The sequence below is a fragment of the Methanoplanus endosymbiosus genome (genome assembly GCF_024662215.1).
In the GTDB taxonomy this organism is placed as follows: Archaea; Halobacteriota; Methanomicrobia; order Methanomicrobiales; family Methanomicrobiaceae; genus Methanoplanus; species Methanoplanus endosymbiosus.
This window is the reverse complement of sequence record NZ_CP096115.1, coordinates 1,240,837-1,259,860: the sequence shown is the minus strand read 5'-3', so window position 1 is coordinate 1,259,860 and position 19,024 is coordinate 1,240,837. Positions and strand designations below refer to the sequence as shown.

Here is a 19,024-nt window from a genome sequence, read left to right as displayed (position 1 = left end):
CTTTTAAGCATATGACTAATATCTGTGGAGATTTCAAAGTGCCGCTACTTATTCCTGAGAGGATAACTTAACGAAGCATAGGTGAATGACTATAATCGGTTATTCCCTAGTATAGTAATTATTTCATGTATCGCTATACATATATAATTTGGGGGTAATATGATCTGCCGATAATAATGATACGACTAACTGATGATTAATATAATAAGCTGATGGTAATGATACGACTGGCTGATGATTAATATAATAAGCTGATGGTAATGATACGACTGGCTGATGATTAATATAATAAGCTGACGATAATGATACGGCTGGCTGATGATTAATATAATAAGCTGATAAAAAAGTAAACTGACCGTAAATCCGGTCAATGTTTTCTCCCGGATATTTAGTATCTAGGCTTTCTGTGCTTTGGGAAGCAGTCGTTGCAGTATACAGGTCTTCCTTCGGTAGGCACGAATGGTACTTCGCATTCTTTTCCGCAGTCTGAGCATGTTGTCTTGTGCATCTCTCTTGGTCCGCCGAAATTTCTGCGTCCACCGAAATTATCTCTTCCGTTCATTTTAGTACTCTTGCAGACTTGTCTGCTTTAAATAGAATGTTCTCTGTGGTAATAATAGGTGTGGTTGATTGCATAATATATATCTTTAAAATATTTCGTGATATTTAAATTGGCAAAATAGAATTATATTCTCTGTTTTATTATTTGTATTTCTGTCTTGCATATGTGTATTTGGCTGAATTCCCGCCTTTTATCACGATATAAAGCCAGATGTACAATGATTTGAGGGTCCCAAACTGAACATATCTTCTCATTGAGAACCGGACCTTAATTTTAGTGCTCAGCCTGACTTTCCCGATCTTTCTCATTCTCTGTGCGATCTCAAGATCATCTCCGGCATCAATGCATTTATATCCCCCTATGGAGTGGTATGCCTCTGCCCGAAATGCCGTATTGCACCCAAGAGTGTAATACAGGGTATGAGTGTAGTATCCAAGTCCGGAGAAGACATTGGCAAGAATGAGTGATATTTTATGTTTTATTCCCGGTTCTATTGGTGCCACTGTTCCATACAGCTGCACTGTATCGGGGTTGTTTTCAAAGATTGCAAGAATTGTTTCAAGCCAGTCTTCCGGTATCAGGCAGTCTGCATCGGTTGTTGCAAGTATTTTGGCCTTTGCAGCCTCTGCACCGTCATTTCTTGCACCGCCAACCCTTTTGCTCTTCTGGATGAACACCCGGTCAGCATATTTTTCGGCAAATTCCCGTGTTTTGTCTGCCGAACCACCGTCAACAACAATAAGTTCGTATTCTTCTCTTGGAATTGTCTGTTTTGAGAGTGATTCAAGGCAGGCACTAATATTGTCTTCCTCGTTGTAGGTTGGTATTACAACCGAAATTCTGGGTTCCATCTGTTCTTAATATTTTCTGGTTTTTAGGCAATATAGATGTAGGTCTGCAATATTCCTCAAAAAAGTTATTTCGGGTTTATGTCATCTTTTTTGCCTTCTGTGTATATGCAAGGAGGGTTGCAGTGAGGCAGAATACTGTTCCGGCTATAAAACAGGCAAAGAATCCCTCCATAAATATCTCTGCTCCGGGGTTCATTGAACTTCCGGCGGTTTTGGTAAAGAGGCTGAATATGGCAGTGAAGACTGCCGTTCCTATGGCAGTTCCAAGATATACCGATGTGCTCATGATGCCCGATGCAATCTCCTTTTTTTCAGCCGGTGCGGAGGAGATGATCCCTGATGCACCTGCGCTCATTACAGGGCCGCAGCCCACTCCGAGAAGAAGAAGCGTTGCCGCAATGAAGATGAGTGGTGAATTTCCTGAATAACATGCTGTGAGCAGAAATCCTGCTGTGGCCAGAATTCCGGCTATGATACATACCACACGCGCACCATATCTGTCTGCTGCCATCCCGCCGAGCGGGCTGAATATGGTTATCATAACTGATGGTATCAGAAGGGCAAGCCCTGCCATTGCAGGTGACCATAATCTGATGTATTGAAAATAAAAAGGCAGGATTAAAACCGCGCCTCCGAATGCACCCATAATCAGCATATAGGTTGCGGTTGAGCTGTTGAATTCCGGAATTCTGAATATGCTGATCTCTAATACCGGATTTGATGCTGATTTCTCTCTTCTGTAGAAGAGATAAAAGAGAGCTGCGCATACAGCCAGGGAGATTATCACTGATGGCGAGAGCGGGCCGGCATCTCCGGCCATTCCAAGGGTTGTAATCAGAATTCCGACTGAGATGAGAAATAACAGTGATCCTGCATAGTCGAAGGATTCTTTATTTCTGTGCTTATCGCCTGGAATATTCTCTGATCCCGGAATAAATTTCAGGGAGAGGGCTGCTGCGGCTATGCCTATGGGGAGATTTATCAGAAATATCCAGTGCCAGCTCAGATATTCAGTCAGAAATCCGCCTGCCACAGGGCCGAGTGCAAAAGCGAACGATGATGCGGCAACGAGAATGCCAAGGGACTTTCCCCTCCTCTCTTCCGGTATTTCCTTTGCTACTATTCCAATAGCTGTCGGTGCAATCATTGCCGCACCAATGCCCTGAAGTGATCTGAAGATTATCAGCATCTCGATGCCTGTGGAGAGGGCACATAGAAGTGATGATACTGTAAATAGTAAAATTCCGGCGATGTATATCTTTTTTGCCCCTTTGTATGAGGCTAATTTTCCGAAAGTTATCATCAGTCCGCTAAGAAAGATGAGATATGCAGTGACAACGAGGGACACCAGTTCAATTTCCGCTCCGAAATCCTGAGCAATCTGCGGGAGTGAGACGTTTACAATTGCACCGTCAAGTCCGTCCATAAAAACACCTATGGAGATGACAGCTAAAAGCAGGGTTTCATTTCCGAAATATTTTCCCGGACCGTTATTCATAAGTCATTATCGGTCTGCCTCTTAAAAAAAGATATTTCAGTTATTGTCCGGCTGAGTGACTTATTGGCCGGTATTATTGCCCGGAAAGTCTTCAGCTTATATTTACAGCTGAGTTTTTCAGCTGAGTTTTTTTGTGTAGTCCAGAACTCTTCTGATGCAGCCGTCCATATTGAGATACTCAAATTCCGCAAACCTTCCTACGGGATCAATTCCGGCTGACTCGATATAGTCCCTGACTGTTTTTACATTGTTCTGGTATTCTGTGTCATAGACTACATATGCATACTCAAATCTCTCAACGGTTTTATACACTGCATCATCGGGCTTTTCCAGAATTCCCATCCTGCATAATGTTTCTATTGCCCCGTCTGCAATCCCGTCATCAGACATCTCTGATATGGCATCGCCTTCATTGAATGTAATTTCTGCAAGGATGGATGAATGACCGTCCGGTGAGACCTCCATTGAATAATTTGACGGGAATGAGATCCTGTTTGCCGGCCCAAGTTCGGTCTGCGGGACATATAACCATGAGATCTCATTTAAGTCTCCTTTTACGCCTATGCCCACACAGGCTATGGAATTGTACTTAAGATTCCGGCAGGCAACAGTGACTTCTTCAGGTACGTCTTCCATACAGGGCAGAATTATCTGCGGCGGCAGTGTTGATATTATCTTATCACACCTTATCTCTTCATTTCCATCCCCGATAATAAACCCTTCCCCATCTTTTCTTATGGTTTTAACGCAGAATTCAGTCTTAATGTCATCAGTTACAGGTTCTGCTATGGCATGTATGAGTGCTTCTATGCCGCCTTTAACCGGATATGAAAAGACTGACTGGTGTGTATAGCCCTCGGTCTCTATACCGATTGATGCCTTTATTATATCCTCTACAGGCGGGCGCGGGATTCTTCCGTCAACCCAGTGGTGTGACATCTTCTCTGTCGGAAAATTCCATATTTTTTCATTGTAAGGAATCATATAGGATTCTGCAATGCCTTTTCCGAATGTGTAATATATCCATTCCCTGAAATTTTCCGGATCTTTTAATTCACCTTTTTCAAGCGATATGAGGTTTTTTACAAATTCGTTTATGCAGAAGAAGCGGTCATCAGGGGGCAGCTGATACAGTCCGTTTTCAAAGGGATATCTGACATAACTGTTCTTATAGAATATTTTGGTATTGCGGTCTCTGGTGTCCCTGTTATCCTTTAAGAGGTCGCACATGAAGTCATAGACTTCAGTGTCCCGGCTGAATATGATGTGGGATCCGCCGATGTCAAAGGTAAATCCGTTTTCAGTCTTTGACCGGCATAGCCCTCCGATCTCTTTCTCTTTTTCAAGGACAGTTATATCCTGACCTTTCTCTTTTAAAAGTCTTGCAAGGGCAAGTCCGGTCAGCCCTGCTCCGAGTATTGCAGTCTTCACATTATTCAGGTTGGATTTTGATTTACAAATAACCTGTCAAATGCCTATAGGCAGAGTTCTCTGTTAGTCTTCTCCGGCCGGATAATCACTGCCTGATATGAATTTATTCTGTTGCACATTTATTGTATAAAAGGACAAACAATTATCCGGAAATTTACGGGGCATCGTGCTTCCGGAGAAATTAATATGGATACAAAGATCAGGTCACTTAAAGCAAGGGAAATTCTGGATTCCCGTGGTAATCCGACAGTTGAGGCAGATGTCACACTTGAGTGCGGCGTGACAGGAAGGGCTGCATGTCCGTCCGGTGCATCAACCGGGATTCACGAGGCTGTTGAACTTCGTGACGGTGATAAGTCACGGTACAGCGGAAAGGGTGTACTGAAAGCTGTTTTGGCTGTCAATTCTGAGATCTCAGGTGCGGTTTCCGGCATGGATGCAGCTGATCAGGCCGGCCTTGACAGAATAATGACAGAAGCAGACGGAACTCCCAACAAGGCAAAATTCGGTGCAAACGCTATTCTGACAGTCTCAATGGCCTCTGCAAGAGCTGTGGCTGATGCTGAGGGTATTTCATTATGGAAATATCTTGGTAAGCTTGCAGGATCGGATAACTTTCTCCTGCCTGTCCCATGTATGAATATAATGAACGGCGGAGCGCATGCAAACTGGCAGGGCGCTGACCTTCAGGAGTTTATGATCGCACCTGTCGGTGCCGGAAGTTTCTCTGAGGCTCTGAGATGGGGCGCAGAGATCTACCAGGCCCTTAAGGGAATTTTAAAGGAAGAGGGGCACAGCACCGGTGTCGGTGATGAGGGCGGTTTTGCCCCGAAAGTTCCCTCAAATGAAGAGCCTTTAAAGCTGATTATGAAGGCCATAGAAAAGGCCGGCTATAAACCCGGAGAGGAGGTGGGCATTGTTTTAGATCCTGCATCCAGTGAGATCTTTAAGGACGGAATGTATGACTTAAAGACTGAAGGCAGGAAGCTAACGTCAGCAGAGATGGTTGAATACTATTCAGATCTCTGTGACAGATATCCTATCCTCTCAATTGAGGACGGTCTGGCGGAGGATGACTGGGACGGCTGGAAGCTTTTAACAGATGCAATCGGCGATAAAGTTCAGCTTGTCGGGGATGATCTCTTTGTTACCAATGTTGAGAGGATAAAGAGAGGTATTGAGATGGGTGTCTCAAATGCAGTCCTCATCAAGTTAAACCAGATTGGAACTGTCTCTGAGACAATTGACGCTGTCCGTCTTGCACAGAAGAACGGATGGGCGGCTATGGTATCCCACAGGAGTGGTGAGACTGTCGATTCATTCATTGCAGATCTCTCGGTTGCACTTGGCACAGGTCAGATTAAGACAGGTGCACCTGCAAGGGGGGAGCGTGTTGAGAAGTACAACCAGCTCATGAGAATTGAAGAAGAGATGGGTGACTCTGCACGGTATGCCGGAAGAGCAGCCTTCATAAGATAAATCCGGGCCTTATCCGGTTACCCAATAATAAAATTATATTCTCTTTTTGGGAGAGTAATCGTAATTGTAATGATGCTATATCTCCGGAATGATCAGGAATCAGATAATATATAATTTATGGACTCAGGGACAAAAGACCGGAAATCTGAATTTGGAAATATACAGGTTTCAGAAGTGATATTCTCAAGGCATGATGTGGGTAAACTCTCCCGGAATATTGAGTTCTCGGTAAAATGGGATGATGAGGACGGGGAATTTATTCTATTCAGTGAGGAGTTTAATATGCAGGTGAATGCCCCAACCCTAAAGCAGGGGATGCTTGGCATTAATGACAATTTCCGTTTCCTTTACGATAATTATCTTTCCGGTAATGGCGATAATTTAACCGAAGATGAGGTTCTGCTGAAAGACAGGCTTGCTGAACTGTTCAACTGTAAATCCGGAGTTAAATATTGAATAAAGACGAAAATAAACTCCAGAACCATAATAAAAAAGAGAATGAAAACGAAATCTGTAACCAGAACAATCAGCGTAATTTCGGGGTGGGTTTGCCCAAAAATCCGGATAAAAACAGGATTCTTCTGATCTTATCCCTCTGCGTCTTCATATCTCTCGTTGGCATTGGAATAGTTGTGCCTCTCTTCAGCGTTTACGCAGACAACCTTGGTGCATCCGGACTCTGGATTGGTATCGTCTTTGGTGCGTTTGCATTCTCAAGGACAGTCTTTATGCCATACTTCGGGTCACTCTCTGACAGGTGTGACAAGAAGAAGATTATCGCATCCGGACTTCTGCTCTATGCCGTAATTTCTCTTGGCTACATCATCGCCGGTGATGTGCTGGCACTTGTTGCAGTCAGGCTGATCCACGGCATATCATCAGCAATGATTGCGCCGGTTGCTATGGCATATCTCGGAGAGATTGCAGCTCCGGGGGAGGAAGCCGGTTTTATGGCGAAATTTCAGGCCGCAATTCTCTTCGGATTTGGTGCAGGGCCTCTCATCGGTGGCTATCTCTATGACCTCTCCGGATTTAAGGCAGCATTTTATTCCCTGACTCTCCTCTCCACACTTGCATTTCTTGTTCTTGTGCTCTTTCTGCCGTCAGAGGTAAAAATCCGGAATGAAATCTCCGGAAATGTCCTGTCTGAAGATAAATATAAAGGGTCTGAGGAGTCTGCGGTGAAGAAGAGTGATGCTGCCGGAAAATCCATGATCTCCGGACATTCAGGTAATTCGTGGTTGTCCCGTATATCCGGCATTTTATCATCCGAAGCCCTGAAACTGCTCTTTAAAAATCCCCTCTATGCCGGAGTTCTGCTTGTCACTTTTGTGACAGAATTCGGAATGATCGGCCTTTTGGTATTCATTCCGCTCTATGTTCCCGGAATCGGGTTGTCTCCGGGTGCAGCCGGTCTTATCATATCGCTGAATGTTTTTTCAGCCGGAATTTTACAGATGATATTTGGCAATATCGCCGATCGCAAGGGCAGAAGGTACCTTGTGCCGGTTGGATGCCTGATAATGGGTGTGGCTTTTATTGCCATCTCCTTTGCGGGAAGTCTTCCTTTTCTCCTTGCGCTCTCATTATTGCATGCAGTGGGCGGACTTTTTGTATATCCTGCCTTAAATGCCTATATGGTTGATGCGGGGAGGGTTGCCGGAATGGGTGCTGTTATGGGCATCTATAACTCTGTCAGAGGTGTTGGTGATATGATTGCACCGGTAATCGGGGGGATTATAATTGACATATACGGACTTGGCGTTTATTATCACTCTTCAGGGGTTATGGTCATTATCTCAGCCGTAATTTTTGTCCTGCTATCCGGAAAAATTGTTTTTCCTGCAAAATCCCGGTGAACAGATTTTATTTTATATTTTTGTGTGTTCTGTAACTGAAAATTCCCTGTGTATTTTATTGTGGTCTGACTGTATGCCCGGTTAAAGAATATATACTTCCCTGTCTATTACTCTCCTTTGGGAGGAGATAATTTTGGATGAGGAATATTACCGGAAGCTGCGCATGGATATGGTTGAATATCAGATTAGGCAGAGGGGTGTTGTGGATAAGTCCGTTCTTGCGGCAATGGAGAAAGTACCGCGGCATATTTTCATCCCCAAAGATTTCAGGAGGCATGCCTACAGCGATCAGCCGCTTCCCATAGGATATGGACAGACGATCTCACAGCCGTATATTGTGGGTATAATGACTGAACTTCTAAGTCCACAGAAATCCGACAGGGTTCTGGAAATTGGTGCAGGATCAGGCTACCAGTCAGCAGTACTGGCAGAGATTGTCCATGAGGTTATTTCGGTTGAGATAGTCCCTGAGCTTGCGAAAGCCGCAGAGGAGAACCTCCGGAAATCCGGAATTTATAATGTTAAGGTGATCTGTGCAGACGGAACCGGGGTTGCACGTGATTACGGCATCTTTGACTGTATAATAATCACTGCCGCGTCTCCTCAGATGCCGGATTATCTGTTCTTAAATCTGAATGAGGGTGGCAGAATGGTTGTTCCTGTGGGGGATTATTACTCCCAGACACTGATGAGGATCAGGATGACCAATGGAGAACCTGTTATTTCATCATATGGCGGAGTCCGTTTTGTTCCTTTAACCGGAAAGAGGGGATGGCGGGAATAGAACGGATTTCCATTGTGAAGGTTTTCCTGAAATTCCTGCCGAATTATTGCGGGCCATGCTGTACGATAGTTATTAATATGTGCCGCATGGCTCTCTGATTCTGACTGGTTATCTGCTCTTTTCTGCGTGCATAGTATGATCTCATCTGATTTGCTTATTGCTGTTTGGATATATGTCTGCGGGTATGTACATGTCTGCTGAATCAACCGGGCAGTAAATCACTTCTATACGGGCATTGCGTGGAATTTCTTAATATTTCTGCTGCTGTAGCAGATCTGATCTGAATATTAATTCAATAGCTGTGGATTGATACATTCCGTCATTTCGCACTTAAAATTCTTGTCACACACTAAAAGATAATATAGCCATAGATCATATTATACTCAAATGTCTTCTTTTTTGAAATTTAAAGAACTTGATATTTCAAACGAAATACTTAAAGCTATAGAAGATATGGGTTTTGAAGAACCAACGCCCATACAGAATATTTCAATTCCATTGATCATGTCCGGAAAGGACATAACCGCTCAGGCACAGACAGGTACAGGCAAAACAGCAGCATTTGCAATTCCTCTTCTTGAGAAAATTGATCCTAATAAACTCGCAGTCCAGGCAATTGTTCTTTCACCTACGAGAGAGCTTACAATCCAGATCGCAGAAGAGTTCAATCGCCTGATTAAATATATGGATGACATAAAGATCCTTCCAATCTACGGCGGTCAGCCAATTGAAAGGCAGATCTCAGCTATGAGACGTGGAGTTCAGGTCATAATCGGCACTCCGGGAAGGGTTATTGACCATCTCGGAAGAAAGACCCTCTCAATGTCTGAAGTTAACTTTGTTGTCCTTGATGAAGCTGACCAGATGCTTGATATGGGATTTAGGGAAGACCTCGAAGAAATTCTTGGTTATGCACCGAAAGAACGCCAGACCGTTCTCTTCTCAGCAACAATGCCCGGACCTATTCTCAGGATCTCAAAATCCTTCCAGAACAATCCACAGTTTGTAAGCATCACTCCAAAGACACTTACTGTCCCTTCAATTGAACAGTTTTACATTGAAGTAAGGGAGAGCGAGAAGGCTGATCTTCTCTGCCGTTTTATTGATATCAAAGGGCCGGGACAGGCAATCGTATTCTGCAATACCAAAAAGAGAGTGGATGAACTGTCATCAGTTATACGCTCACGCGGATATTTCGCAGAAGGGCTTCACGGAGATCTCAAACAGCAGCAGAGGGATCGTGTGATGGGCAAGTTCAGAAACGGAACAATTGATATTCTCATTGCAACCGATGTTGCTGCAAGAGGTATTGATGTTGAAGATATCGACACAGTTTATAATTACGATGTTCCTCAGGATACTGAATACTATATTCACAGAATCGGAAGGACCGGACGTGCAGGAAGGTCAGGTACATCATACACATTTGTCGGCCCAAGGGAATACGGCAAATTAAAGATGCTCAAGAGGATCTCACAGTCAGGACTTAAGAGAATCCAGAAGCCGGGCTTAAAGGATGTCGAAAACAGCCGTGTTGAGAGATATATCGAGACTGTAAAGGAAATTATGTCTGAGGAAGATTCCGGATGCTACCTCACTGTTGTTGAACGTTTCCTGGAAGAGAATGACTGTGATGCCTCAGATGTTGCCGCTGCAATGCTTAAAATCTATATGGGTTCACATAAGGTCAAGACCGATGAGGACAGTTACGAAGAGACCGGCGGGGAGACTGGCATGGTAAGGTTCTTCATCAGCATCGGAAAGAACAAGAGGATTAAGCCGGGCGACATCGTCGGTGCAATAGCCGGAGAGACCGGAATTCCGGGCAACTCAATTGGTGCAATTGATATCTATGAGAACTTCTCATTTGTTGATATCCCTCTGAAGTTTGCAAAAGAGGTTCATAATATCATGGGCGGCCGGACGATAAAGGGCTGTGATATAAAGTTTGAACCGGCCAAGAAGGCTGAATATTAATCCTGATTATTTTTATAAATTATATTTTTTTATCCGGTAAATTCCGGATATGTGCCGGTCAGCCTTTTTTTACAGTTATTTCTGATCTGCAATCATTATCCTGACTCATTTGAGCACTCTTAAACGTCCTGTAATTCTTTCTATCCGGAACTGAGTTATTTAACTGATAAAAATTCGTTAAGCCCTGTCTGATGGGAATCTCTGTTTTCAAATCCTGAAATAGTTACTCCGAATGACCTGACCGGCTTATTCTCATACAATTCTTCAAAAATTTTCTCTGCGGTATTCATAATCTCTGAGAGATTTTCTGTGTGGCGGCTAAGGGATTTTGACCTTGTCCTGTCAATAAATCCGGAATATCTTATTTTTACAGTTATTGTTCTGCATCTGTAACCCTGTTTTGACATTCTTCTGTGAATGTCCCTGCATATCCGGTTAATGCTCTCCATAATGACGGCAGTATCTGTCACATCCTCCTCATAGGTTGTCTGCCGCCCTATTGATTTTCTGCCCTCTCTCTCCCTTACTTCCCGGTTGTCAGTGCCCCTTGCCATCCAGTACATAGCTTCGCCGTGTCTGCCGAATGCAGAGATGAGGCTCTGAACGTCACATTTTCTAAGGTCAGCAATTGTAATTATGCCGTTTTTCTCAAGTTTTGCAGCAGATTTTCTGCCTATGCCGGGTATCTTTCCGGCAGGCATGGGTGCGAGAAAATTCATTACATCTTCAGGTTTTACAATAGTAAGGCCGTCCGGTTTGTTATAATCTGAAGAGATCTTTGCTATGACCATTGACGGGCCGATTCCAACCGAGCATGTGATTTTCTCCTCCTCTTTTATCTGTTCCTTAATCCGGTATCCCACGATCTCAGCAGTTTTATAATCTTCAAGATGGCTCATGTCAAGGTATGCCTCATCAATACTCACCTGCCGGAATTTTTCAGAGTGCTGCCTCAGGATCTCCATCACATTTTCAGAGACCTTACTGTAAAGGGGCATATTTACCGGAAGAAATACACATTCCGGACACTTCCGGTAGGCATTTGATATCGGCATGGCTGATCGTATTCCGAATGCTCTTGCCTCATATGAGCAGGTGCTCACAACACCCCTGCCGTGACCCTCTTTTGGGTCAGCACCTATCACAACCGGTTTTCCGGTAAGTTCGGGGCGTTCCCTCACTTCTACTGAGGCATAGAAGCTGTCCATGTCTATATGAAAGATTATCCTTTGATCTTCATCTTCGGGCATAATACTGATATTCCTGGTGTCCGGATGCTTAATATATAATTATCTTATTGATTTGAGTTCTGTTTATGTTTCATTTCTGACTGCTTAAGTCTGAGATACTGATCCAGATTCCATAAAAGGTATAGTGGAATATCAAATATCTTTTCACCATTACTCTCACTTACAGAAATATTTTTAAGGCTTGTTCTAAGGGAAATTTCCGGATGAAACCGTTTTCTATACTCCGCAAGACTTCCTGATCTGGTATTTATTTCTGACTTCACTTCAACAGGGATAATATTTAATTCGTCCTGGAAGATAAAATCGATCTCAGCATTACCGCCGGATTTCCAGAAGTACGGGTTATGGCTGTCACCTGACAGTAACTCGGTTAAGGCGGAGTTTTCGGCCATGGCCCCACGCATGTCCGAGACTACGGGCGTTGCTGACAGCAGACCTGCTGCGGGAAAATCGCTGAGAGATCTCAGGAGGCCAACATCTGCCATGTAAATCTTAAAGTTTGTATTGTCAGAGTAAATTTAGAGCGGCACACCGGGCTTTTCAATCCTGTCCACTTTATGGACAATTCCTGCGTAGAACAGCCAGTAGAGTGCATCTTCGAGATCGCGTGATTTAAATGTTTTGCAGCTATCTTCCGGAGGTCCCATGTGATATAATTGTCCTGATATTTTTGTCAGTTCCGGGGTATTTGCAGTCCTTTTCTTAATAAAATAAGCATCTTATTTTACAGATCTTTCTTTTGCAGATACTGTTGAGAAGATATCAGAAGGGATGGGAAAAGGGAAGATTAGACAGGTCAAATTCTGATGCCTGTTGCTGATACCTGCTTCATCACAGACCATTGTGACATTGTCATCAGATTATGATATTTCTGCTATGATGTACTGGCTGTTATCTGAATTTTCTGAAAATATTATTTTTTAAGTTCTTTTGGCTGGATGTATGGGCCGGTAAATGTCAGATCTAACACTTCCTCTGAGTTTTTCGGTGTGAGCAGGCTTACAATTATCATTGCAATGGCTGCACATACCAGTGAATACATTGAGAAGTGCATTGGCAGTTTGTCAATAAACTGGTGGTAATAGCCAAATATCCCTGAGGCTATAAGTCCGGTTAGCATCGCTGCAATTGCACCATATGAGTTTGCCCTTCTCCAGTACAGTCCGGCAAGAAACGGCACTGCAAATGTTGAGAGCATAACACCTATACCCATCCAGATGAGGAATGCAAGCATTTCCGGTGGATTCAGAGCCAGGACAAGTGATACTGCCGCTGAGATGAATACACATATCTGACTTAATCTCAGAATCTGCCTGTCGGTTGCCTCCGGTTTTAAGAGATTTTTATATATATCCCATGAAAACATCGTCCCTATTGTGAGCATAAGCCTGTCAGTTGTTGACATAACGGCTGAGAGGACAATTACTGCAAAAAGTGCCCAGATAAATACATTTGGTGCGGCATACTCGACCCCGTACATAAATGCAAAATCCTGTGCATTGACTGCGTCAGGAAGCACAAGTTTGCCCTCTTCAACAAGCACTCTTACGGCAAATCCTGAGAACTTCACAAGGAGCATCACAACCAGATAGAGTCCGAATGCGATCAAAGGTGACCATTTGAAGAACTTATCGTCCTTTGCTGCAAGCACATTATTTACCACATGTGGTGCACATGCAAGTCCGACTGTAAGCAGTACAACAAAGGAGACTAAAAATTCCGGTGTGCAGTATGCATAAGCCGCATATGCTGACGGGTAATACGGCTGCACCATATTGGGATCAATGGACGAGAGAACATCATTTATATGTTCAAGCCCTCCGGCTGAGATTATCACAAGAGGTGCCATGATAAAGACCCCAACAATAAGAATTCCTCCCTGAATCAGTGTTGTCCATGAAACGGCATACATGCCGCCTATGACTGTATACACCGTAATTATGACTGCTGCAATTATCAGGGCAATTCTATGGTCGATATCAAAGAGCCAGACCAGAACTATACTTATAGCAGTGTACTGGCCGACCAGATAGATCAGTGATACGACAATACCTGCAATGGCTGAAATTCCCCTGACCATCTTAGGACTTTCAAATCTGTGGGCAAAATAGTCCTCAACCGTCATATATCCTGCTTTTTTTCCGATATAATGCAGTTTTACTCCGAAGACAATTATTGCAAATGATGCCGCAAGAGGCACAGCAAGCTGCTCCCATATGCCCGGCCATCCGGATGCATAACCAAAACCGCTGACACCTACAAGTGTCATTCCGCTGCATACCGAAGCGACCATTAATATTGTAAATACCCAGAACCCAAGCGATCTTCCGGCAAGGACATAATCCTCGGTATTATGAACTTTTCTTGATGCCCAGCCCCCTATGAGTATGAGGCCAAGTGCATAAAGGGCAATAATTCCCATTGTCAGAAAATCGCCGTTCAAATGTCTGCCCCCTTAAAGGACAGGCCCCATATGAGAAGGGCAAGCAATATTAGTGCAGTGGCACCTGAGACTGTAAAGACGGTTGTATCAGGCAATCCGAAAAACATATACTATAACTCCATGCTAATATGTAGCATGCTATCATATAACACGATCGTTTAAATCCGGAATTCTGCTGCATAATGGTCTGTAAAAAAAGAGATTTGATTGTATATGTGCACACGTATGTCTGTGTCTATATTATTCAATGTCTGAAATATCTGATGCCTGTGAAGATCATTGCAACATCAAGTCTGTTGGCAGCATCAATGACCTCCTGATCACGGATTGAACCACCAGGCTGGATGAGTGCGGTTGCACCTGCCTCTGCAACGGCCTCAAGTGTGTCAGCAAACGGAAGGAAGGCATCGGATGCAACAACAGAACCCTTAAGCGGGAAATTGGCCTTTTTAACTGCAATTTCTGCTGAATTGACACGGTTCATCTGTCCGGCTCCTATACCGAGTGCGGAATTTTTGTCTGCAAAGATGATGGCATTGCTCTTTGTATGCTTGCAGATCTTCATTGCAAACTTCATTGCGTCAATCTCATCAGGTGTCGGATCACGATCTGAGACAACCTCCCAGGTCTCCTGAACAATCTTTGGTGTTCTCTGGAGAAGTGCACCACCGTCAATTGTTCTTAACTCCTCCTTTTCGTTCTCTTCCGGAAGAATGAGCACGCGCATATTTTCCTTTCTCTTCATTATTTCAAGGGCTTCTTCGGTGTAGGACGGAGCAATGACCACCTCAATGAAGGTGGATGCAAGCTCTTCTGCAACATCTGCACCGACTTCACGGTTAAGGGCGACAATTCCGCCGTATGCAGAGACCGGATCGACATCCCTTGCCTTAAGGTATGCTTCAATGAGTGTTTCTCCGGTTGCGACACCACATGGGTTATTGTGCTTTACAATCACTGCTGCGGTCTCATCAAATTCCCTCAACAGTCCGGTTGCCGCATCAGTGTCAAGGTAATTATTGTATGACATGGCCTTACCCTGAAGGGGTAACTGTCCGGCAATACCTGTATTGCCGAAAACTGCGGCTTTCTGGTGTGGGTTTTCACCGTAACGGAGTTCTCTTCCGTTTTTGAACTGAACGGTGTAGGATGTCGGCACTGCACTTCCCTCTGAATTAAGGTAATTGCTTATTGCACCGTCATATGCTGCCATTCGTGTAAATACCTTAGCTGCAAGGATTTTACGGTCATCGTAGGTTAGGCCCTCTTTTCCTAAGGATTCAATTATTTTTTTGTAGTCTGCCGGTTCGATGACTACTGCAACATCCTTAAAGTTCTTTGCAGCCGCCCTGATCATTGCCGGGCCGCCGATGTCAATGTATTCAATGAGTTCGTCAAGCGGAAGATCTTTGCCTGACATCTCCTCAAAGGGATAGAGGTTTACTGCAAGAATATCTATTGGTCCGATTCCGTTCTCTTCCATCACTGCATCGTCTTTTCCCCTTCTTCCGAGAAGACCGCCGTGAATCTTTGGGTGGAGTGTCTTGACCCTTCCGTCCATCATCTCCGGAGCACTGGTATATTCGGAGACTTCGGTTACATCAAGCCCGGCTTCCTTTAATATTTTTGCAGTTCCGCCTGAACTTAAAATTGTATATCCATTATCATTGAGTGCCTGTGCAAGCGGGATGATCCCGGTCTTGTCCCAGACTGAAAGAAGTGCGTATTTCATACCATACAATTTAATTTTAAAATCTATAAAGATCACGTGATGTACAGAATTTCGGCCATCATATAGTATAATACAGAACTTTTTGGGCTCTTCGCTAAATCCTGTGGGTGATTATAAATTCAATTGTGATGTATTAAATAATATATTTGAGTTAAATACCTCAAAAATTACAGGTAAATAGATTCTATGTTCTCACATAATGACTCATCAAATCAATACTTTCTCTTTGAACAGGCACTTGGAATAACTTCACCTTGGCACATTAAATCTCTTGATTTCAGCTCAAATCTTCAACAAATAGACATATCTGTTGATTTTAATACTGGTGCAAAATTCAACTGTCCAATATGTGGTGCATCACTCTGCAAAGTACATGACACCACTAAAAAGACTTGGCGGCACCTTGATTTTTTTCAGCATAAAGCTTATTTGCACTGTCGAGTACCTCGTGTATGCTGTGAAACCTGTGGAGTTCATGTTGCAGATGTTCCGTGGGCAAGAAAAGGTAGTGGATTCACCTTATTATTTGAATCAATGGTTCTATATCTCATCCAGCGTATGCCTGTGGCTCAAGTGGCAGAATATATTGGAGAGCATGACACGAGATTATGGCGAATTGTGGAATACTACGTTGTAAAAGCTCTTAATAAGGAAGATCTTTCGTCAGTTTCAAGCATTGGTATTGATGAAACTTCTGTAAAGAAAGGGCACAATTATGTAACGCTTGTTGTTGATTATGAAACAAAACGGGTAATCTATGTTTGTGACGGTAAAGACTCATCAACACTAACTTCATTCCGTAATGAACTCCTCGCTCATGGTGGAAATCCTGATTTAATTCACTCTGGTTGCTGCGATATGTCTCCTGCATTTCTCAAGGGTTTTCGAGAATCGTTTCCTGACTGTAATGTCACTTTGGATAAATTTCACGTGATAAAAATCATAAGCGATGCAGTTGATCAGATAAGACGCGGGGAATCAAAAAAGCAACCAATTCTAAAGAAAACAAAATACTTGTGGTTAAAAGATCCTAATGATTTAAAGCCAGAACAGAGAATAGAGCTAAATAATCTCCTTTGTGTTAATCTCAAAACCGCTGAAGCATACAAACTAAAGCGTAGATTCCAAGAATTATGGAACCAAGATAACCCTGAAAATACACTTGATTCTTTAAATAAATGGGTTGTCCTGGCAAATGAATCCAAACTTAAACCCATGATTAGGGTCGCTAAAACAATTAAAAAACATGAGGGAGGTATTTTGAATATTGTCAAATCAGGCATGACAAATGCCATTCTTGAAGGGACAAATAGTCTTATCCAAACATTCAAACGAGCAGCCAGAGGATATCGTAATAGTAAGACTCTAATTAAGATGATTTATCTCAGATTGGGGGATCTCAACTTTGGATTACCCACATAAAACAGCGAGGAGCCACTTTTTGTAATAATCCGGAACGTTTGTTTAAGAAAGTTTGTTCACTGCTGTGTAGTGCACTATAAACATTATTATTGGAAATAATGGTGGCCTTTATGTGTTCTGATGAATAAAAATCCTGAAACAATATTAAAAAAAGCCTTTTCTTTTGTCCTGAATGCAATGTATCCCTTTTAGGTGGTGTGGTGTCTGTGGCTGTAAGGCTAAGGGCACAGGGATGTCTCTTTTAAGGCCATATGATATCAGGCCTGCTCTTGAATATGATAATAAGTGAATGCTCAAAAATAACTGATACATTTGAAGGTCAAAATAATAATTATATAGGAATAATCTTCAATATCATAGGGTTTCAAAATTTATTTTAAAACACAATAAATTACTTATTTCGTTACGGCCGCTAAGCTGATAGCAGATCTTCTCAGTGGGAGGTTTGGCTGTAATAACATTCCAAAAGTAATTCTCTTCAACAAGACCGGCGGTTTTGACAGAAATGATCCTGTTATTGCCAATGGTTTAAGTTCTGGATGGATCTCTTTTGATCCTGTCAGCCGGAATTACACACCTGGTTCTGTCATTGTCCGGACTGGACGACGGTTTGGCATCGGTATTCTGGGAGATGACTCCATTAAGGTCAGGCTTTCTCCGATAAGGAACTGGCGTGCTCTGGAGGTATTCCTGTACATCTGGTGGCGTGAACTTCCGTTAAATCCCCTCTATGATATAGGCTGTGGGAGAGTGGTGTGCCGGATGTGCCCTGCAATGCTTGAGAGTGAGGCCGGAAGGACACGTGGTATTCTTCCTGATCTGTATAAGACCTGGGAGGACTATCTCTTAAAATGGGCGAAGAAGAATAAGCTTGATCCCGGATATGTGCGCTTTGGACTCTGGAGGTGGAAAGAGCCTGCGCCCAGGATGAAAGAGTTAGTGCGTGATATGGGGATAAAAACCAGATAATCCATTTACATTTTTCCGGAAATAAATAATTATAATTGTTTTTGCTGATTTTGCCTGATCTAAAACTATTTATAGAACTGCTTGCGGCACTTGGAAAACATTTATATAGAACTACAATCCATCTATTATGGTATTACGAGTATAATCAGGACTCTTTGGAGGATGGATGATGAATAAGGATAATTCAGAAGAAAAAATTTCTGAGGAAAATGTCCGGGATAATCCGGATACTGGGCCGGGCAGCGGGCCTGAAATTCCGGGAGATAATCCCCCGGAAGATGGCAGTGGCACTTCTGCTGGTACGGATGAATGTAAGGAGATCTCTGCTGAGGAAAGACTTATTGCAGAGAACGCGGAGTTAAAGGGTAAATATCTCAGACTTGCAGCAGATTTTGAAAACTACAGAAAGAGAAGTTTAAAGGAGATTTCTGACCGTTCAAAGCGTGCAGTTGAGAGTTTTTCCATTGAGATCCTTGAAGTCTCAGATAACATTGACCGCGCCTTAAAGTCAGACGATGACAGCAGATTAAGGGAAGGCCTTGAACAGATCCAGAAAATTCTTGAAAAAGTCCTGAAGTCCCACTCTATAACACCCATGGAGTCTGTGGATAAACAATTTGATCCGAATAAGCATGAGGCGATCGCCTATGTGCCATCGGATAGTGAAGAAGGTATAATTATTGATGAAATTGTCTGCGGCTACTGCATGGATGATAAAGTAATCCGGTGCGCAAAAGTTGCCGTATCAAAAGGTAAGGAGGAATAAA

Annotated in this window: 17 protein-coding genes and 1 pseudogene; 9 read left to right on the top strand and 9 right to left on the bottom strand. The window is 43.2% G+C overall.

Annotation, left to right across the window (positions count from 1 at the left end; translation table 11 throughout):
* Positions 1–388: 388 nt before the first annotated feature.
* The 4 genes from L6E24_RS05330 to L6E24_RS05315 form a co-directional block, all read right to left on the bottom strand.
* A complete protein-coding gene (locus L6E24_RS05330) occupies positions 389–562 on the bottom strand; it encodes a CxxC-x17-CxxC domain-containing protein (protein ID WP_004076623.1) in 174 nt (57 codons plus the stop codon).
* Between the two features lie 140 nt (positions 563–702).
* Positions 703–1,413 carry a glycosyltransferase family 2 protein gene (locus tag L6E24_RS05325; protein WP_257743671.1) on the bottom strand — a complete coding sequence of 237 codons (711 nt, stop codon included), beginning with the start codon at positions 1,411–1,413 and terminating at the stop codon, positions 703–705.
* A gap of 76 nt (positions 1,414–1,489) precedes the next feature.
* Positions 1,490–2,911 carry an MFS transporter gene (locus tag L6E24_RS05320; protein ID WP_257743670.1) on the bottom strand — a complete coding sequence of 474 codons (1,422 nt, stop codon included), beginning with the start codon at positions 2,909–2,911 and terminating at the stop codon, positions 1,490–1,492.
* A 117-nt stretch (positions 2,912–3,028) separates the two neighbouring features.
* Positions 3,029–4,342 (bottom strand): protoporphyrinogen/coproporphyrinogen oxidase, encoded by a 1,314-nt coding sequence (locus L6E24_RS05315; RefSeq protein WP_257743669.1) that lies wholly within the window; start codon positions 4,340–4,342, stop codon positions 3,029–3,031.
* A gap of 186 nt (positions 4,343–4,528) precedes the next feature.
* On the opposite strand from L6E24_RS05315, the gene eno reads away from it, so the two are divergent.
* From eno to L6E24_RS05290, 5 genes are all read left to right on the top strand, one after another.
* Positions 4,529–5,821: a phosphopyruvate hydratase gene (gene eno, locus L6E24_RS05310; protein WP_257743668.1), complete on the top strand. Its 1,293-nt coding sequence runs from the start codon at positions 4,529–4,531 to the stop codon at positions 5,819–5,821.
* Positions 5,822–5,938: 117 nt separating this feature from the next.
* Complete coding sequence (locus L6E24_RS05305; protein WP_257743667.1) at positions 5,939–6,277, top strand: hypothetical protein; 339 nt, start codon at positions 5,939–5,941, stop codon at positions 6,275–6,277.
* Positions 6,274–7,680 (top strand): MFS transporter, encoded by a 1,407-nt coding sequence (locus L6E24_RS05300; RefSeq protein WP_257743666.1) that lies wholly within the window; start codon positions 6,274–6,276, stop codon positions 7,678–7,680. The genes L6E24_RS05305 and L6E24_RS05300 overlap by 4 nt, the downstream gene beginning before the upstream one ends.
* A gap of 133 nt (positions 7,681–7,813) precedes the next feature.
* The gene (locus L6E24_RS05295) at positions 7,814–8,464 is read left to right on the top strand and encodes a protein-L-isoaspartate(D-aspartate) O-methyltransferase (protein ID WP_257743665.1); all 651 of its coding nucleotides are present in this window, start codon (positions 7,814–7,816) and stop codon (positions 8,462–8,464) included.
* 387 nt (positions 8,465–8,851) lie between these two features.
* Positions 8,852–10,441, top strand: a complete 1,590-nt coding sequence (locus L6E24_RS05290; protein WP_257743664.1) for a DEAD/DEAH box helicase — start codon at positions 8,852–8,854, stop codon at positions 10,439–10,441.
* Between the two features lie 155 nt (positions 10,442–10,596).
* Here L6E24_RS05290 and dinB read toward each other — a convergent pair whose 3' ends face one another.
* From dinB to purH, 5 genes are all read right to left on the bottom strand, one after another.
* On the bottom strand, positions 10,597–11,691 hold the full coding sequence (dinB, locus tag L6E24_RS05285; RefSeq protein WP_257743663.1) for a DNA polymerase IV: 1,095 nt from the start codon (positions 11,689–11,691) through the stop codon (positions 10,597–10,599).
* A 44-nt stretch (positions 11,692–11,735) separates the two neighbouring features.
* Positions 11,736–12,176: a DUF4143 domain-containing protein gene (locus L6E24_RS05280; RefSeq protein ID WP_257743662.1), complete on the bottom strand. Its 441-nt coding sequence runs from the start codon at positions 12,174–12,176 to the stop codon at positions 11,736–11,738.
* 33 nt (positions 12,177–12,209) lie between these two features.
* The gene (locus tag L6E24_RS05275) at positions 12,210–12,338 is read right to left on the bottom strand and encodes a hypothetical protein (RefSeq protein WP_257743661.1); all 129 of its coding nucleotides are present in this window, start codon (positions 12,336–12,338) and stop codon (positions 12,210–12,212) included.
* Positions 12,339–12,604: 266 nt separating this feature from the next.
* Positions 12,605–14,113, bottom strand: coding sequence for a sodium:solute symporter family protein (locus tag L6E24_RS05270; protein ID WP_257743986.1), 1,509 nt, complete (start codon positions 14,111–14,113; stop codon positions 12,605–12,607).
* Positions 14,114–14,378: 265 nt separating this feature from the next.
* The gene (purH, locus tag L6E24_RS05265) at positions 14,379–15,866 is read right to left on the bottom strand and encodes a bifunctional phosphoribosylaminoimidazolecarboxamide formyltransferase/IMP cyclohydrolase (protein WP_257743985.1); all 1,488 of its coding nucleotides are present in this window, start codon (positions 15,864–15,866) and stop codon (positions 14,379–14,381) included.
* 186 nt (positions 15,867–16,052) lie between these two features.
* Between purH and L6E24_RS05260 the strand changes: the two genes are divergently transcribed.
* The 4 genes and pseudogenes from L6E24_RS05260 to L6E24_RS05250 all read left to right on the top strand — a co-directional run bounded on the left by L6E24_RS05260 (position 16,053) and on the right by L6E24_RS05250 (position 19,023).
* Positions 16,053–17,288: an ISL3 family transposase gene (locus tag L6E24_RS05260; protein WP_257743660.1), complete on the top strand. Its 1,236-nt coding sequence runs from the start codon at positions 16,053–16,055 to the stop codon at positions 17,286–17,288.
* A 390-nt stretch (positions 17,289–17,678) separates the two neighbouring features.
* Positions 17,679–18,002, top strand: a pseudogene (locus tag L6E24_RS14765) (hypothetical protein); the annotation flags it as partial.
* Between the two features lie 48 nt (positions 18,003–18,050).
* A complete protein-coding gene (locus L6E24_RS05255; protein WP_257743659.1) occupies positions 18,051–18,257 on the top strand; it encodes a hypothetical protein in 207 nt (68 codons plus the stop codon).
* Positions 18,258–18,423: 166 nt separating this feature from the next.
* Positions 18,424–19,023, top strand: coding sequence for a nucleotide exchange factor GrpE (locus L6E24_RS05250; protein ID WP_257743658.1), 600 nt, complete (start codon positions 18,424–18,426; stop codon positions 19,021–19,023).
* Position 19,024: the final 1 nt, after the last annotated feature.

Excerpts from the sequence above, each read along its gene's own strand:
- L6E24_RS05250 (WP_257743658.1), top strand. The coding sequence starts at position 18,424 with ATGATGAATAAGGATAATTCAGAAGAAAAAATTTCTGAGGAAAATGTC.
- eno (WP_257743668.1), top strand. The coding sequence starts at position 4,529 with ATGGATACAAAGATCAGGTCACTTAAAGCAAGGGAAATTCTGGATTCC.
- L6E24_RS05280 (WP_257743662.1), bottom strand. The coding sequence starts at position 12,176 with ATGGCAGATGTTGGCCTCCTGAGATCTCTCAGCGATTTTCCCGCAGCA.
- L6E24_RS05330 (WP_004076623.1), bottom strand. The coding sequence starts at position 562 with ATGAACGGAAGAGATAATTTCGGTGGACGCAGAAATTTCGGCGGACCA.
- L6E24_RS05305 (WP_257743667.1), top strand. The coding sequence starts at position 5,939 with ATGGACTCAGGGACAAAAGACCGGAAATCTGAATTTGGAAATATACAG.
- L6E24_RS05290 (WP_257743664.1), top strand. The coding sequence starts at position 8,852 with ATGTCTTCTTTTTTGAAATTTAAAGAACTTGATATTTCAAACGAAATA.
- purH (WP_257743985.1), bottom strand. The coding sequence starts at position 15,866 with ATGAAATACGCACTTCTTTCAGTCTGGGACAAGACCGGGATCATCCCG.
- L6E24_RS05270 (WP_257743986.1), bottom strand. The coding sequence starts at position 14,113 with ATGGGAATTATTGCCCTTTATGCACTTGGCCTCATACTCATAGGGGGC.
- L6E24_RS05320 (WP_257743670.1), bottom strand. The coding sequence starts at position 2,911 with ATGAATAACGGTCCGGGAAAATATTTCGGAAATGAAACCCTGCTTTTA.
- L6E24_RS05260 (WP_257743660.1), top strand. The coding sequence starts at position 16,053 with ATGTTCTCACATAATGACTCATCAAATCAATACTTTCTCTTTGAACAG.
- L6E24_RS05255 (WP_257743659.1), top strand. The coding sequence starts at position 18,051 with ATGTGCCCTGCAATGCTTGAGAGTGAGGCCGGAAGGACACGTGGTATT.
- dinB (WP_257743663.1), bottom strand. The coding sequence starts at position 11,691 with ATGCCCGAAGATGAAGATCAAAGGATAATCTTTCATATAGACATGGAC.
- L6E24_RS05325 (WP_257743671.1), bottom strand. The coding sequence starts at position 1,413 with ATGGAACCCAGAATTTCGGTTGTAATACCAACCTACAACGAGGAAGAC.
- L6E24_RS05275 (WP_257743661.1), bottom strand. The coding sequence starts at position 12,338 with ATGGGACCTCCGGAAGATAGCTGCAAAACATTTAAATCACGCGATCTC.